Genomic DNA, 15695 nt, shown 5'->3' on the forward strand with positions numbered 1-15695 from the left:
GACCCCACCCCTCTTGCGCCCGGCTATAGCGACAGATGCGCGTCGCGGACGTCCGGCCGCGCGTCGAGTTCGGCCATCGTGCCGCCGAAACAGATCTTGCCACGCTCGATGATGTAGGCGCGGTCCGAGATCAGCCGCGCGAAATGCAGGTTCTGCTCTGACACCACGATGCTGACGCCTTCTTTCTTCATCGCGAGGATGGCATCGACCATCTGCTCGACGATTTTTGGCGACAGCCCCTCGGAGGGTTCGTCGAGCAGCACCAGCGACGGATTGCCCATCAGCGTGCGCGCGATGGTCAACATTTGTTGTTCGCCGCCGCTCATCCGCCCGCCCGGCCGGCTCCGCATCTCGCCGAGGTTGGGAAATAGCGTGAACAGTTTTTCGCGGGTCCAGTGCGGTGCGTTCGGCCGCTGCGGCTGGCGGCCGACCTCGAGATTCTCTTCGACGGTCAGATCGGTGAAGATGCGCCGCTCTTCCGGTACGTAGCCGAGGCCGCCGCGCACGATGGCATGGGTCGGTTCGCGCGAGACGTCCTTGCCCTCGAACACGATTTTCCCCGAGCGGTTCTCCACGAGGCCGACGATGGAGCGGAAGGTGGTCGACTTGCCGGCGCCGTTGCGGCCGAGCAGCGCCACCACCTCACCCTCGCCGACTTCGAGCGCGATATCGAACAGGATATGCGCCGGGCCGTAAAAGCTGTTGAGATCGGCGACCTGCAGCTTCATGCGCCGGCTCCCTCGCGGTGACGCGCGTCGTAAACCAGGCCCTCGCCAAGATAGATTGCGCGGACCTGGGGGTTGCCGCGCACCTCTTCAGGTGAGCCCTCCGCGATCAGGCTGCCGCGGTTCAGCACCAAAATGCGGTCGGCATGTTCGAACACCACGTCCATGTCGTGCTCGGTGAAGAGTACGCCGATCGACTGTTCGCGGGCGATCCGCGCGGTGAGCCGCATCAGCTCGATCCGCTCGCGCGGCGCCATGCCCGCGGTCGGCTCATCCATCAGCAGGAGCCGCGGCTGGTTGGCGAGCGCGATGGCGAGCTCCAGCCGCTTGAGGTCGCCATAGGCCAGCTCGCCGCAGGGCCGTTCGGCATAGGCGCCCATGCCGACGAGATCGAGCAGCCGCCCCGCCTCCCCGCGCGCGTAAGCCGCCGTCGAGCTGAAGAGATTGAACAACTGCCGGCCATAGGACACCAGCGCGACCTGCACGTTCTCGCGCACCGTCATGGTCGGGAACGTCGCCGTGATCTGGAAGGTGCGGCCGACGCCAAGCCGCCAGATCGCGCGCGGCTTCCTGCCCACCGTATCTTCGCCAAGCAGCGTGATCCGGCCGCTATCCGGCATGTTCTGGCCGTTGAGCATGTCGAAGCAGGTGCTCTTGCCCGCACCGTTGGGCCCGATCAGTGCCAGGATCTCGCCGGCGCGCAGTTCGAACGACACGCTGCGTACGGCATGGACGCCGCCGTAGGATTTGCTCAAGCCCTCGACCGACAGCAGTGTGGGGACCGCGCTCATTCGGCGACCTCCACGCGGGAGGTAGCCAGCGCGGATTTGGTGCCGGAAGGCCGCCAGTGACTCCGCAGCGTCTCCAGCGTGCCGACGATGCCTTTCGGGAATGCTACCACCATCAGCACGATGAAGCCCCCCAACACCAGTTTCGAAAGGTCGGTTTGACTGACCAGCCAGATGTTGGCCGCCTTGAACACGATCGCGCCGATCACTGCGCCCGATACCGTCTCGACGCCGCCGAGCAGCACCATGACCAGCGCATCCACCGAGAGCGAGATGCCGACGCTGTCCGGAAACACGCTGCCCTTCAGATAGGCGAACAGCGCGCCACCGATCCCAGCCGCCGTGCCCGCGATCACGAACGCCGTCCACTGCACGCGCTTGCCGTTGATGCCGATCGCCTCGCTGCGCAGCGGCGAATCTCGCGTCGCGCGCAGCGCAAAGCCGAACGGCGAGAACACGATCACCCGCAGCACCGTGACGACGAGCGCCGCAATGCCGAGCGACAGCCAGTAGAAGCTGGCGGGCCCCGCGGCCCATCTGTCCGGCCAGACGCCCAAAATGCCGTTGTCGCCGCCGGTCACCGTCACCCACTGGAACGCGATCGACCAGACGATCTGCGCAAAGGCCAGCGTCAGCATGGCGAAATAGACGCCGGAGAGCTGCACGGCGAAGAAGCCGAACACTGCGGCACCCAATAGCCCCAGCAGCGGGCCGAGCAGCAATGAGACGATCATCGGCAATCCCGCCGCCTTGGCGAGGAACGCGACGCCATAGGCGCCGAGCCCGAAATAGGCGGCGTGGCCGAACGACGCGAGCCCGCCGACCGACATCAGGAAATGCAGGCTGGCGGCGAAGATCACGTAGATGGCGATTTCCGATCCAACGGTAAGCGCATAATTGCCGGCGAACAGCGGCAGCATGGCCGCAAGCACGAGTGCGCCGATCGACATCAACCGTTCGCCTGACGTGAGCGGCCGCCACGGATTGACGGTGAGACCCGGCGTGCGCCGCGCGGCGGCTTCCGGCTTGCCGAACAAGCCCCAGGGACGCACGATCAGAACCACCGCCATCACCAGAAACACCAGGATGATGGAGATCTTCGGGAAGATGAGGATGCCGAAGGCGTTGAGTTCGGACACCAGCACGGCGGCGACGAAGGCGCCGATGATGCTGCCGAGCCCGCCGATCACCACGACCACGAACACTTCGACGATGATGCGCAGATCCAGCGCGTGGTGCACGGCATCGCGCGGGATCTGCAGCGCGCCGCCGAGTGCGGCGAGAAAGACGCCGAGTGCGAACACGCTGGTGAACAGCCATTTCTGGTTGACGCCGAGCGCCGCCACCATGTCGCGGTCCTGCGTCGCCGCGCGCACCAAGACGCCCCAGCGGGTGCGCTGGAACAACAGCCAGAGCACGCCGAGCACGACCGGGCTGAGCGCGATCAGGAACAGGTCATAGCTCGGAATATTCTGACCGAAGAAGTCGACCGCGCCCTTGAAACCCGGCGCGCGGCGGCCGAGCAGATCGTCCGGCCCCCAGATCAGCACCACGATGTCCTGCACCATCAGCGTGAGGCCGAAGGTTGCCAATAGCTGGAACAGCTCCGGCGCATGATAGATCCGCCGCAGCAGCACCATTTCGATGAGCACACCGACCGCGGCGACAACCAGCGCCGCCACGACGATGCCGCCCCAGAAGCCGAGCGCGCCGGAAAAGCGCTCGGTCAGCGTGAACGCGACATAGGCACCGAGCATATAGAATGCGCCATGGGCAAAATTCACGATCCGCGTCACGCCGAAGATGATCGACAGCCCTGATGCCACCAGAAACAGCGACGCTGCGCTGGCAAGACCGGTCAGGAACTGAACGAAGTAAAAGGCCATTGGCGGTCCGGGTTAGGTCGGTGGACTTAGCCTCTCCCCGCGTGCAGGGAGAGGCCGGAGTTCAAGCGACAGCTTGAACTCCGGGTGAGGGGCTCTCTCCGCGAGCACGGTTCGTGGAGACAGCCCCTCACCCCGACCCTCTCCCCGCAAAGAGCGGGGAGAGGGAGAAGAGAGATGGTCAATCCTTCGGCCGGAGCTTCTCGACTTCCGCATCACTAGGCAGATAATCCGAGCCCTTGCGATAGACCGAGCCTGTCATCACGCCCTTGCCGTCCTTCAGCGCGGTCTTGCCGACAAAGGCCCCTAACGTCGACTGATGATCGATCTTGCGGAAGGTAATCTCGCCGAACGGCGACGGCATCGACAGGCCTTCGGTCGCGGCGATCAGCTTCTCCGGATCGGTGGAGTTAGCCTTGGCCAGGATCGCCGCCGCGGCCTTGATCGTCTGGTAGCCGACGATCGAGCCGAGACGCGGATAATCATTGTACTTGGCCTGATAGGCCTTCAGGAACTTGTCATGATCCGGCGTCTTGATGTCGTACCAGGGATAGCCGGTGACGATCCAGCCTTCCGGCGTCTCGTCCTTGAGGGGATCGAGATATTCCGGCTCGCCGGTGAGGAACGAGACGACGGCGCGATTCTTGAACAGACCGCGGGTGTTGCCTTCGCGCACGAGCTTGACCAGGTCGGCGCCGAAAGTGACGTTGAGGATCGCCTCCGGATTGGCAGCCGCCACCGCCTGCACTACCGGACCCGCGTCGATCTTGCCCTGCGGCGGCCACTGCTCGTCGACCCACTGGATATCAGGCCGCTTCTCCGACATCAGCTTCTTGAACACCGCGACCGCCGACTGGCCGTATTCATAATTCGGCGCGATCGTCGCCCAGCGCTTGGCCGGAAGTTTCGCGGCCTCTTCCACCAACATCGCCGCCTGCATGTAGTTGGAGGGGCGCAGACGGAAGGTGTAGCGGTTGCCCTTCGACCAGGTGATGGCGTCGGTCAGGGGCTCCGCGGCCAGGAAGAATACCTTCTTCTGGTTGGCGAAGTCGGAAACGGCAAGGCCGATATTGGACAGGAACGTGCCGGTCAGCATCGCGACGTTCTCGCTCGACACCAGTTCGTTGGCTGCGGTCTGCGCGTCCGCCGGCTTGCCGCCATCATCCTTGGAGACGACGACGAGCTTCTTGCCATTGATGCCGCCGGCGGCATTGACCTCTTCGACCGCGAGCTGCCAGCCCTTGCGATAGGGCTCGGTGAAGGCGGGTAGCAGCGAATAGCTGTTGATCTCGCCGATCTTGATCTCGCCGCTTTGCGCCATGGCGTTGCCGGCCATGCCGACCACTGCGATCGCCAGCCCCGCGCCCAGTAAGTCTCTCCGTCGCATCCCTACCTCCAATTTATTGTGAACTATCGCAAACCGTCTTCGCCTTTGACTTCCGAAACCGTCAATCCGCCGACGCGCGGCAACGGCCGGCCGCTATCAGTGACCGCCACCGCGACCATGATCTCGTTGGCGCGCGGCGCGTCGTTGATCTGCACTTCCATGCCGTCGAAATGGCTGCGCACGAAGGCCGCGTCCTTATGGCCGAGCGGAATGTCCAGTGTCGTCCCGGGGCCGCTGCGCTTCTTCGACGAGGGGATCAATGCCGCGCCCTTGCCCAGCACTTTCCGCACCGGCGCGCCCATCTTCGGATGCAGGATCGCCGCCGCATGTTCGAGCTCGCCGTTTTCGCCCACGGCCGCCGCCTTGCCGTAGCTATGCGCCTTGGCGCCGTCGATGCCGAGCGCAGCAACCGCCTTCTTCGAAAGGAGGTCGCCGAGTTCCTCGCCGATCTCGATCAGGGGTGAGAGGTCCTCGACATACCGGCCGGCAAACGGATTTTCGATCACGGCAATCGCCGCCGCCCGCCGGGTCGGCGGCGCAACCTTCTGTCCCATCTCGAGGTGGGTTTCCTCGACCACCGTGACGATCTTGCGAATGATCGCGCTCATGCTACCCGCCTCGCTTCCGATCCAACATGCGCTGCTTCTTCTGCCGCGCTTCCGTGAAACGCCGGCAGCGTGCCCGCCCTGATCCCTGTTGAGCCCACCACGGCCGTCTCGCCTAGTAGACGCAAGGCCGCACCTTCGATCAATCCTGCCGCAAGCAATTGCTGGGCCCGGCTCACCCCCGCGCGCAGCGCCTGGTCGATTTCCTCGTCGCGGAGTTTGCCGACATCGCGGGTCACGAGGCGTGCGCCGAGGTCGCTATCGGGCTGCAACTCATTTGCCGGCAGGCGGACAATGGCGGGATGCCCGGGCAGATCGACGGCGTTTGCAATGATGGTGGCGGCGGCATCGGCCTGCGCAGCCGTTTGCGCCAGCACGGTCACGGCATCGGCGATTCCCAGCGAAAAGCTGCGGCCGTGCCGTCCGCTGGTCGCGATGCCGCGGGCTGGGTCATCGGCACCAATGCGGATGCTTTGCATCACGCCGTGACGATCCGGCCGGTCCATCAGCCCGATGGTGAATTGCTCGCCGCCCGTCAGATGCAACGCGATATCACCGCCATTGTTGACGTAGGCGCGATCGAGCCGCGCAACGTTCAGCATCGCGCCGAGAATCTCCTCCGCGACGCTGCCCGCCACCGCCGCCATCGGCGTGATGAACTGTTCCGCCGCAAACGGCGCGATTGCTGCATACATTCGGCGCGCGATAACACCGTTCAGCGCGCTTCGTGCCGGATCGGCAGCCTTTCGAAGTTCGACCAGCTCATCGCAGAGTTCATCGAGTAAACCGGTGAAGCGCCGCGCCGCAGCCTGGTAAGCTGCGCGCACGTCACGCTCGCTTCCCTTTGCCTCAATGATCAGGTCGATTGGACCGTCCTGCAAGTGCAGCCGCTTGCCGTCTGGAAGAAGCGCGATTTGCGGCAGCCGTTTCATGCGCGTCGCCCCGGAATGAATGGCATCGGGCGGGTTTCGGTGTTGTCCCGCAGCGACGCCAGCGGGCGGACGTGATCCATGTGGCCGCCGAGCGCGGCGTAATCGGACAGTCTCAGCGTGAACTCGATCGGCGCCACCAGCGCCGGCGTCGGCACATAGCCGAACGCGCCGGCCGGCATCTGCGTGACATCGACCATGAAGGTGATGCCGCCGCCCGGCCAAACATAAACCGGCGCGCCGCCGCTGGTCACCCGCGTCAGCGCATCCTTGACCGAGCGCGTCAGCCGCACCGGATTGTCGGTGACGCCGGCGCGCAGCGAGCCGCCGGCGCCGCCCATGAACAGCACCGTGCATAGCGCCGGCTCGCAATTCTCCTGAATGCGCTCGACGGAAAACTGCAAATCAGCCGGCATCTGCTTCTCGACCGGCCGGAGCGCCTCGTCGAGTTCGTAATAGGCGGCGTGCTCGCCCGTGGTCGACACCATCAGCATGGTCAGGCCGGGCCGCGCCTCCTTCGGATTGAACGGCCCCAGCACCGACAGCGGGTCGGAAATATGGGTACCGCCCCATCCCGTTCCGGGATCGGCGACCTGGAAGTAACGGCCCGGTGTCGAGCGCCGGCCCTTCATCTTGATCCCGGTATCGGGAATATCGAGCAGCTTGCCGGCCTGATGTTCCGAGAGCACGCCGGTGATGTGGTCGTCGACCACTACAACCTCGTCGACCTTGCCGTGCCATTGCTTGGCGAACATGCCGATCGTTGCCGAGCCGCAGCCCACGCGCATGCGCTCCTCGGCTACGCCGTTGACGATCGGCGGGCGGCCGGCCTGCACCACCACGGTGGCGCCGCCATCAATCGTCAGTTCCACCGCCTTGCAGTTGGAGAGGTCCATCAGCGCGTCGCAGGTGACGCGGCCCTCCTTCTTGGAGCCGCCGGTCAGATGATGCACGCCGCCGAGCGACAGCATCTGTGAGCCATATTCGCTCGTCGTCACATGACCGATCGCTTCGCCCTCGGCGCGCACCATTGCCGTTTCGGGGCCGAGATAGCGGTCGGTGTCGATCTTCACCTTGACGCCGCAATAGCTGAAAATGCCTTCGGTCACGACCGTAACCATGTCGACGCCGTCGACTTCCGACGACACGATGAAGGGCGCCGGCTTGTAGTCGGGATAAGTCGTGCCGGCACCAATCGCGGTGACGAACACGCTGGGCTCATGCACGAGCTTGCCGTCCCAATCGCCGCCAGCCTGGAACGGCACCAGCCGTCCGCCATGCGACACCGTTCGCTCCAGCACGATGTGCGGATCGACGCGCACCAGTTCGCCGTTGTGATTGGCATAGCGATCGCACGCGCCCGCCGCGCCCGGCTTGATGTAGCACATCACCGGACAGGCATCGCAGCGGATCTTGTCGCCACCGGCGGCGGCCATCGTATCTGTCATGAACAGACCTGCGATCGAGAGCGCCGATCGTGCCCTGCCTCCTCGCGGGCCCGACCATTTGTTCGTATACGAATGATGTTGCGCGCGGACGGAAATCCTGTCAAGCGGCCCGGCGGACGAAAATCTCGGCGTGCCGCATAATACCGCATTTGCCTCGCCCTTTGTTCATAAAGCGGGCAGCGCACCGCAGTGCGAGATGGCGCGGCTTGCACGTTTGTACACAAACGGTATCTTTCCCCGGCGCCCAGCGCAGAGTTTTGCAACGCAGCGAGGGCTCGAGGGAGCATGACTCAAGATACGATGCGCCTGACTGTCAACGGCAAGACTCACGACGTCGATGCCGCACCCGATACCGCATTGCTTTATGTGCTGCGCAATGATCTCGCGCTGAACGGGCCGAAATACGGCTGCGGGCTCGGCGAATGCGGCGCCTGCGCCGTGCTGATCGACGGCCTCGCCGCGCGCTCCTGCGTGATCCCGATCGAAGGCTGCGTAGGCCGTGACATTGTGACGCTCGAAGGCCTCGGCACGCGCGAGCGTCCTGATCCCGTGCAGCAAGCCTTCATCAGCGAACAGGCGGCGCAATGTGGCTACTGCCTCAACGGCATGATCATCACAACGAAGGCGCTGTTGCTGCGCTCCCCTCGCCCGTCCGAAGACGAGGTGCTGGAAGCGCTGCGTCATCATCTGTGCCGCTGCGGCGCGCATGTCGAGATCATGCGCGCGGCGATGCGGGCTGCCGGCCATGTCGTTGAGGCGCAGGCGTGATGGCTGCGCCTGCCGAGAACCGCGAGCGGATGCAGGGCACACTGAGCGTCGTTCGGCGCGCTTCGCCGGTTGAGGCTGTCACGTTCGAGACGTTCATCAAGATCACATCGGACGGTTCGGTCACTGCCTACAATGGCCATGTCGATCTCGGCACCGGTATTCGCACCGCGCTCGGCCAGATCGTCGCGGAAGAGCTCGACGTGTCGTTTGCGCGTGTCGTCGTCGTGCTCGGCGATACGGCGCTCGTCCCCAATCAGGGCGCGACGATCGCGAGCGAGACGATCCAGATCACGGCTGTGCCGCTGCGCAAGGCTGCGGCCCAGGCGCGGCAGTTTTTGATCACCCGGGCGGCCGAGCGGCTGGAGCTTGCAGTGGAAGACCTCGTCATCGAGGACGGCCTGATCCGCGGCAAGGATAATCGCAGCGTCAGCTACGGCGAATTGATCGCGGGCGAAATCATCCAGCTTGAGCTGGCAGACGACATTTCCGTGAAATGCCCCGATGCCTACAGCATCGTCGGGCAGTCGGTGCTGCGCGTCGACCTGCCGGCGAAGGCGACCGGCGAACTGGTCTACGTGCACGACGTACGCATCCCAGGCATGCTGCACGGCCGGGTCGTTCGCCCGCCCTATGCCGGCGTCGATGTCGGCGACTTCATCGGCAACAGCTTGATCGCAGTCGACGAGAGTTCGGTGCGCGATATTCCCGGGCTCGTTGCCGTCGTCAGGATCGGCGATTTCGTCGGCGTCGTCGCCGAGCGCGAGGAAAACGCGATCAAGGCCGCGGCGCAGCTCAAGGTGAGCTGGAAACCGACACCAACACTGCCTGATCTCAAGGACATCGAGACCGCGTTGCGCGCCAATCCGTCGACGCCGCGCACGCTGATCGACAAGGGCGACGTCGAGGCGGCTATTGCCGGCGCGGCCAAGTCGATGCCGCGGACCTACATCTGGCCCTACCAGATGCACGCTTCGATCGGTCCATCCTGCGCGGTTGCCGACTATCAGGACGATGTGACGCGGGTCTGGTCGGGCACGCAGAACCCGCATCATCTGCGCACCGATCTGGCGCAGCTGATCCACCGGCGCGAAGCCGAGATCGAAATTATCAGGCTGGAAGCTGCCGGCTGCTACGGCCGCAACTGCGCCGACGACGTCTCCGCCGATGCGCTGCTGCTGTCGCGTGCTGTCGGCCGCCCCGTGCGCGTCCAGTTGACGCGGGAGCAGGAGCACGCCTGGGAGCCGAAGGGCACTGCGCAGTTGATGGACGTCAATGGCGGCCTGAACGCCGATGGCAGCGTCGCCGGATATGATTTCGCCACGCGCTATCCCTCGAACGGCGCGCCGACGCTGGCGCTGCTGTTGACCGGCGCGGTCCCGCACACACCCGCGATTTTCGAGATGGGCGATCGCACCGCGATCCCGCCTTACGACTACGAGAATCTGCGCGTGGTGGCGAACGACATGCCGCCGATCGTGCGGGCGTCGTGGCTGCGCGGCGTCTCGGCGCTGCCCAACACGTTTGCGCATGAGTCCTGGATCGACGAATGCGCTGATGAAGCCGGCGTCGATCCGATCGAATACCGCCTGCGCTATCTGAAGGACCCGCGCGCCGTCGACCTCGTCAACGCCGTGGCCGAGCGCGCCGGCTGGAAGCCACGGCCACATCGCGAGAACAGGGAAGCCGGGGGCGACATCGTGCGCGGGCGCGGTTTTGCCTACGCGCTTTATGTGCACAGCAAGTTTCCGGGCTATGGCGCAGCGTGGTCGGCATGGATTGCCGATGTCGCCGTCAACAGGGCGACCGGCGATGTCAGCGTCACGCGCGTCGTAGCGGGCCAGGATTCCGGCCTGATGATCAATCCGGATGGCGTCCGCCATCAGATCCACGGCAACGTTATCCAGTCGACCAGCCGCGCACTGATGGAGGAAGTCTCGTTCGACCGCACCTCGGTGACGGCGCGCGAATGGGGCGCCTACCCCATCATCAGGTTTCCAGAAGTGCCCAAGATCGACGTCTTGATGCTGCCGCGGCAGGACCAGCCGCCGCTCGGCGTCGGCGAATCCGCCTCGGTGCCAAGTGCCGCGGCGATTGCCAACGCGATCTATGATGCGACCGGCGTGCGCTTTCGTGAGCTGCCGTTCACGTCGGAACGCATCTTGCGCGGGCTGCGCGGCGAGGAGCAGGCAGCCCCGGAGGCATTGCCCGCACCGCCGCCCCAACCTGCTGCGCGCACATGGCAAAGTCCATTCGCGATACGCAGCAGCGTGTTTGCAACGGCCGCAGCGCTGTGCGCCGCTGCCATCAGTATCGGCGTCGCCGCGCTACCGCGCGCCATCGCGCCGATTGCGCGGCCGGACGCCTCGGTCTATTCGGCCGCCACCATCGCCCGCGGCCAGCAACTCGCCGCACTCGGCGATTGTGCAGTCTGCCACACCTCGGCGAACGGCGCGCTCAACGCCGGCGGCCGCGCCCTGCAAACGCCGTTCGGCACCATCTACTCCACCAACATCACACCCGACGTCGAGACCGGCATCGGCGCATGGTCCTATCCCGCCTTCGAACGCGCCATGCGCGAGGGCATCCATCGCGATGGCCGGCAGCTTTATCCTGCGTTTCCCTACACCCATTTTGCCAAGACGACCGACTCCGACATGCAGGCGCTCTACGCCTACCTGATGGTTCAGCCGGCCGTGCGCACAGTGACGCCGCCGAATGCGCTGGCATTTCCGTTCAACCAGCGTCCATTGCTGGCGGGCTGGAACGCGCTGTTCCACAAGCCCGCGACATTCCAACCTGATCCCGTGAAGTCCGAGACATGGAATCGCGGCGCCTATCTGGTCGAAGGGCTCGGCCATTGCAGCGCCTGCCATTCGCCGCGCAACGCGCTCGGCGCGGAAATCGCTGGTGCTCACTTGGCCGGCGGATTTGCCGAGGGATGGGAAGCACCGGCGCTGACCTCACTGTCGCAGGTGCCGATCCCTTGGAGCGAGGACGAGCTGTACGCTTACTTGCGAACTGGCGAGTCGCGCTTTCACGGCGTCGCCGCCGGCCCGATGGCCCCGGTCGTGAAGGAACTCGCGGCGCTGCCGGATTCCGATATCCGCGCCATGGCGGTCTATCTCGCTTCGTTTAACACGACCCCAATGGACCGGGCGGCGCAGGAGGCCCTCGCCGCGAGACTGGAGTCCGCGACCGGCACGCGCGCCTCGGCGGCCTCCGGCATCGGCGCCCGGATCTACCAGGGCGCCTGCGCGGTGTGCCACGAGGTCGGCGGTGCGCCGCTGTTCGGCAGCCGGCCGTCGCTGGCGCTGAACAGCAAGTTGCATAGCGCCGCGCCCGACAATCTGATCCAGGTCATCCTGCACGGCATCAGCAAACCGGCCATCACCGACCTCGGCTATATGCCCGCCTTCAGGGACAGCCTGACCGACAGCCAGATCGCCGATCTGGCCAGCTACCTCAGGCAACAATTTGCTCCGGACAAGCCGGTCTGGAAGGATATTCATGCTGCGATCAGCCGCATCAGGCGGGAACATGCCCGCTGAGCTGCCATGCCGGGGCCAAATCCCCCTAGTTGGGCGGCTTCCGGCACGGTAGAGTTCCGCCATGGCAGTTACCGATATTGCATCCCGAACCTATAATCACGGCTGGCGGCTCGATCCGATCGTGCGCAGCCTGCTCGATACGGATTTCTACAAGCTTTTGATGCTGCAGATGATCCGGGATCTCTACCCGGCCCAGCGCGTGACCTTTTCCGTCATCAACCGGTCAAAACGCGTCCGCCTCGCCGAGATCATCGATGAGGGCGAATTGCGCGCGCAACTCGACCATGCCCGGACCATTCGGTTCAGCAAGAAGGAGCTGATTTGGCTCGCCGGTAATACGTTCTACGGCAAGACCCAGATGTTCTCGCCGGACTTCATCAACTGGCTAGCGAACTTTCGCCTGCCCGAATACGAGCTCAACAAGGTCGACGGCCAGTACGAGCTGCACTTCCATGGTCCGTGGACCCACACCACGATGTGGGAGATCCCGGCGCTCGCGATCATGAACGAGCTGCGCTCGCGTCAAGCGACCAAGGGCCAGGGCCGCTTCGTGCTCGACGTGCTCTATGCGCGCGCCAAGGCCAAGCTATGGGCAAAGGTCGAGCGGCTGCGCAAGCTCGAAGGCCTGCGGCTTTCCGACTTCGGCACCCGCCGCCGCCACGGCCACCTTTGGCAGCGCTGGTGCGTCGAGGCCGTCAAGGAAGGCCTCGGTTCTTCCTTCACCGGCACCTCCAACGTGCTGCTCGCGATGGACAACGATCTCGAAGCGATCGGCACCAATGCGCATGAGCTGCCGATGGTCGCCGCTGCACTGGCGAATTCCGACGAGGAGCTGCGCTGGGCGCCCTATCGCATCCTCGATCAATGGCGCCACACCTACGGCGGCAACCTTTTGATCGCCCTTCCCGACGCCTTCGGCACCAAGACATTCCTGCGCGACGCGCCCGAATGGGTCGCCGATTGGACCGGCTTCCGCCCGGACAGCGCGCCGCCGATCGCGGCGGGCGAGGACATCGTCAAATGGTGGAAGCAGAAGGGCCGAGATCCCAAGGACAAGCTGCTGGTGTTCTCCGACGGCATGGACGTCGATTCCATCGAGGAGACCTATCGGCACTTCGCCGGGCGCGTCCGCATCTCCTTCGGCTGGGGCACCAACCTCACCAATGATTTCGTCGGCTGCGCGCCGGATGGTTCCGCCGATCTCGATCCGATCTCGCTGGTCTGCAAGGTGACGTCGGTCGATGGCCGGCCGGCGGTCAAGCTGTCGGATAACCCTGAAAAGGCGACCGGCAGCCCGTCCGAGGTCGAACGTTATCTGCGCGTGTTCGGCGATGCCGGCCGCGTCCGCACGCCCGTGCACGTCTGAGCCACCATACTTTCCTGCCACCTGTTGATCTGACGAGTCCCGCATGCCCGCACCCAAGCCGCCTGCCTTCGAGACCCTCAGCCTGCATGCCGGCCAGCGCCCGGATCCTGCGACCGGCGCGCGCGCCGTCCCGATCTACCAGACCACCTCCTACGTGTTCCAGGATTCCGACCACGCCGCCGCGCTGTTCAACCTGGAGCGCGCCGGCCACATCTATACCCGCATCTCCAACCCGACGACCGCCGTGCTCGAAGAACGGCTGGCCGCGCTCGAAGCCGGCGTCGGCGCGATCTGCACGGCGAGCGGCATGGCCGCGCTGCATCTGGCGATCGCGACCATCCTCAATGCCGGCGATCATATCGTCGCCTCCGCCTCGCTCTATGGCGGCACCATCAATTTGCTGGCGCACACCCTGCCCCGCTTCGGCATCACGACGACGTTCGTCAAGCCGCGCGCGCTCGATGAATTCCGCGCCGCGATCAGGCCGAACACGCGCCTCGTGATCGGGGAGACCATCGGCAATCCCGGGCTCGAGGTGCTGGATATTCCGGAGGTCGCCCGGATCGCGCATGATGCGAAGATTCCGCTCCTGATCGACAATACCTTTGCAACGCCGTTCCTCAGCCGGCCGATCGAGCTCGGCGCCGATCTCGTGATGAACTCGGCGACCAAATGGATCGGCGGCCACGGCATCGCGATCGGCGGCGTCATCGTCGATGGCGGCCGGTTCGACTGGCACGCCTCAGGCAAATTCCCCCAGCTCACCGAGCCCTATGCCGGCTATCACGGCATCGTCTTCGACGAGCAGTTCGGCCAGGCCGCCTTCATCATGCGCGCGCGCACCGAAGGCTTGCGCGACTTCGGCGCCTGCCTGTCGCCGACCAACTCATTTCAGTTGCTGCAGGGCGTCGAGACGCTCGGCGTACGCATGGAGCGTCACACGAGCAATACGCTGGCGGTGCTCGAAGCGCTGACTTCCAACAAGGCGGTCGACTGGGTGCTGCATCCGGCGCTGGAGAATCATCCCGACTATCAGCTCGCGAAGCGGTTGCTGCCGCGCGGCGCGGGATCGATCGTCTCATTCGGCATCAAGGGCGGGCGGGCGGCGGGCAAGAAGTTCATCGAGTCTCTGCGGATGATCAGCCATCTCGCCAATGTCGGCGACGCCAAGACGCTGGTGATCCATCCCGCCAGCACGACGCATCAGCAGATGGATGCCGATCAGCTCAAGGCCGCCGGGATCGGCGAGGAGTTGGTGCGGCTGTCGGTCGGCATCGAAGCGATCTCCGACATCATCGACGATCTCGGCCAGGCGCTCCGCGCATCGCAGAAGGTTTGATCCATGCAGCTTTCCGTCAATGGCGTTGATACTTTTGTGGCGACCGGCGGCCGGCCGTTCGATCCGTCGCTCCCCGCCGTGGTGATGTTGCATGGTGCGGGTTTCGATCATTCGACCTGGGCGCTGCACAGCCGCTGGTTCGCGCATCACGGCTATTCGGTGCTGGCGCCCGACCTCCCCGGCCATGGCCGTTCGGGCGGCGAGCCGCTGCCGACCATCGCCGACATGGCGGACTGGACCGCCGCGCTGCTCGATGCGGCGCGCACGCCGAAGGCCAAACTCATCGGGCATTCGATGGGATCGCTGATTGCGCTGGAGACATCTGCGCGGCATCCGGACAAGGTCTCCGGCCTCAGCCTGATCGGCACGGCCGCGACGATGACGGTCGGCCCTGATCTGCTCAAGGCCGCCGAGGTCAACAATCCCGATGCCATCGACATGGTCTCGATCTGGGGCCTCGGCTTCAAGGCCGAGCTCGGCGGCAGCCTCGCGCCAGGACTGTGGATGCATCAGGGCGCACAACGCGTGCTGCAGCAGACGCGGCCGGGCGTGCTCTACAGCGATCTCAACGCCTGCAACAGCTATCAGAACGCGGTCGCCGCCGCGGCGCAGGTGAAAGTGCCCGTGACTTTCATTCTCGGCGAACGCGACATGATGACGCCGGCGAAGGCCGGCAAGACTCTCGCGGCGGCGACGCCGAATGCGCGCACCATCGTCGTGCCCGGCGCCGGCCACATGATCATGGCCGAGGCGCCGGATGAATTGCTGGCGGCGCTAAGGCTGTAGCGGCGACACACTCCGCTCTCATCCTCCCCTGGAGGGACCCTGGAGGGGAGGATCGGTTTCGCATGGAATGCGAACCGAGGTGGGGTGACGGGCTCTCCACATCTGACAGCGCCCGTGTCGAGA

General features: G+C 65.1%; 12 protein-coding genes. 5 read left to right on the plus strand and 7 right to left on the minus strand.

Translation table 11 applies throughout. The annotated features are described in order from the left end of the window. Positions 1–23: 23 nt before the first annotated feature. The 7 genes from RX331_RS29555 to RX331_RS29585 form a co-directional block, all read right to left on the minus strand. Complete coding sequence (locus tag RX331_RS29555) at positions 24–728, minus strand: ABC transporter ATP-binding protein (protein WP_317253126.1); 705 nt, start codon at positions 726–728, stop codon at positions 24–26. Further along, complete coding sequence (locus tag RX331_RS29560) at positions 725–1516, minus strand: ABC transporter ATP-binding protein (protein ID WP_317253127.1); 792 nt, start codon at positions 1514–1516, stop codon at positions 725–727. Before RX331_RS29560 ends, RX331_RS29555 begins: the two co-directional genes overlap by 4 nt. Further along, on the minus strand, positions 1513–3399 hold the full coding sequence (locus RX331_RS29565; protein ID WP_317253128.1) for an ABC transporter permease: 1887 nt from the start codon (positions 3397–3399) through the stop codon (positions 1513–1515). The genes RX331_RS29560 and RX331_RS29565 overlap by 4 nt, the downstream gene beginning before the upstream one ends. 178 nt (positions 3400–3577) lie before the next feature. Next, complete coding sequence (locus RX331_RS29570; protein ID WP_317253129.1) at positions 3578–4783, minus strand: ABC transporter substrate-binding protein; 1206 nt, start codon at positions 4781–4783, stop codon at positions 3578–3580. Positions 4784–4806: 23 nt separating this feature from the next. Beyond that, positions 4807–5391 carry an amino acid synthesis family protein gene (locus tag RX331_RS29575; RefSeq protein ID WP_317253130.1) on the minus strand — a complete coding sequence of 195 codons (585 nt, stop codon included), beginning with the start codon at positions 5389–5391 and terminating at the stop codon, positions 4807–4809. After that, positions 5388–6320, minus strand: a complete 933-nt coding sequence (locus tag RX331_RS29580; RefSeq protein WP_317253131.1) for a UPF0280 family protein — start codon at positions 6318–6320, stop codon at positions 5388–5390. Before RX331_RS29580 ends, RX331_RS29575 begins: the two co-directional genes overlap by 4 nt. Further along, positions 6317–7765: a 6-hydroxynicotinate reductase gene (locus RX331_RS29585; protein ID WP_317253132.1), complete on the minus strand. Its 1449-nt coding sequence runs from the start codon at positions 7763–7765 to the stop codon at positions 6317–6319. The genes RX331_RS29580 and RX331_RS29585 overlap by 4 nt, the downstream gene beginning before the upstream one ends. 285 nt (positions 7766–8050) lie before the next feature. Between RX331_RS29585 and RX331_RS29590 the strand changes: the two genes are divergently transcribed. The 5 genes from RX331_RS29590 (at position 8051) to RX331_RS29610 (ending at position 15572) form a co-directional block, all read left to right on the plus strand. After that, on the plus strand, positions 8051–8533 hold the full coding sequence (locus tag RX331_RS29590; RefSeq protein ID WP_317253133.1) for a (2Fe-2S)-binding protein: 483 nt from the start codon (positions 8051–8053) through the stop codon (positions 8531–8533). Then, positions 8533–12081 carry a molybdopterin cofactor-binding domain-containing protein gene (locus RX331_RS29595; protein ID WP_317253134.1) on the plus strand — a complete coding sequence of 1183 codons (3549 nt, stop codon included), beginning with the start codon at positions 8533–8535 and terminating at the stop codon, positions 12079–12081. The genes RX331_RS29590 and RX331_RS29595 overlap by 1 nt, the downstream gene beginning before the upstream one ends. A 61-nt stretch (positions 12082–12142) precedes the next feature. Continuing rightward, a complete protein-coding gene (pncB, locus tag RX331_RS29600) occupies positions 12143–13447 on the plus strand; it encodes a nicotinate phosphoribosyltransferase (protein ID WP_317253135.1) in 1305 nt (434 codons plus the stop codon). Positions 13448–13490: 43 nt separating this feature from the next. After that, positions 13491–14786 carry an O-acetylhomoserine aminocarboxypropyltransferase gene (locus tag RX331_RS29605; protein ID WP_317253136.1) on the plus strand — a complete coding sequence of 432 codons (1296 nt, stop codon included), beginning with the start codon at positions 13491–13493 and terminating at the stop codon, positions 14784–14786. A 3-nt stretch (positions 14787–14789) separates the two neighbouring features. Beyond that, positions 14790–15572, plus strand: a complete 783-nt coding sequence (locus RX331_RS29610) for an alpha/beta hydrolase (RefSeq protein WP_317253137.1) — start codon at positions 14790–14792, stop codon at positions 15570–15572. The last annotated feature ends 123 nt before the right edge of the window (positions 15573–15695 follow it).

The sequence above is a fragment of the Bradyrhizobium sp. BWA-3-5 genome, from assembly GCF_032917985.1.
In the GTDB taxonomy this organism is placed as follows: Bacteria; Pseudomonadota; Alphaproteobacteria; order Rhizobiales; family Xanthobacteraceae; genus Bradyrhizobium.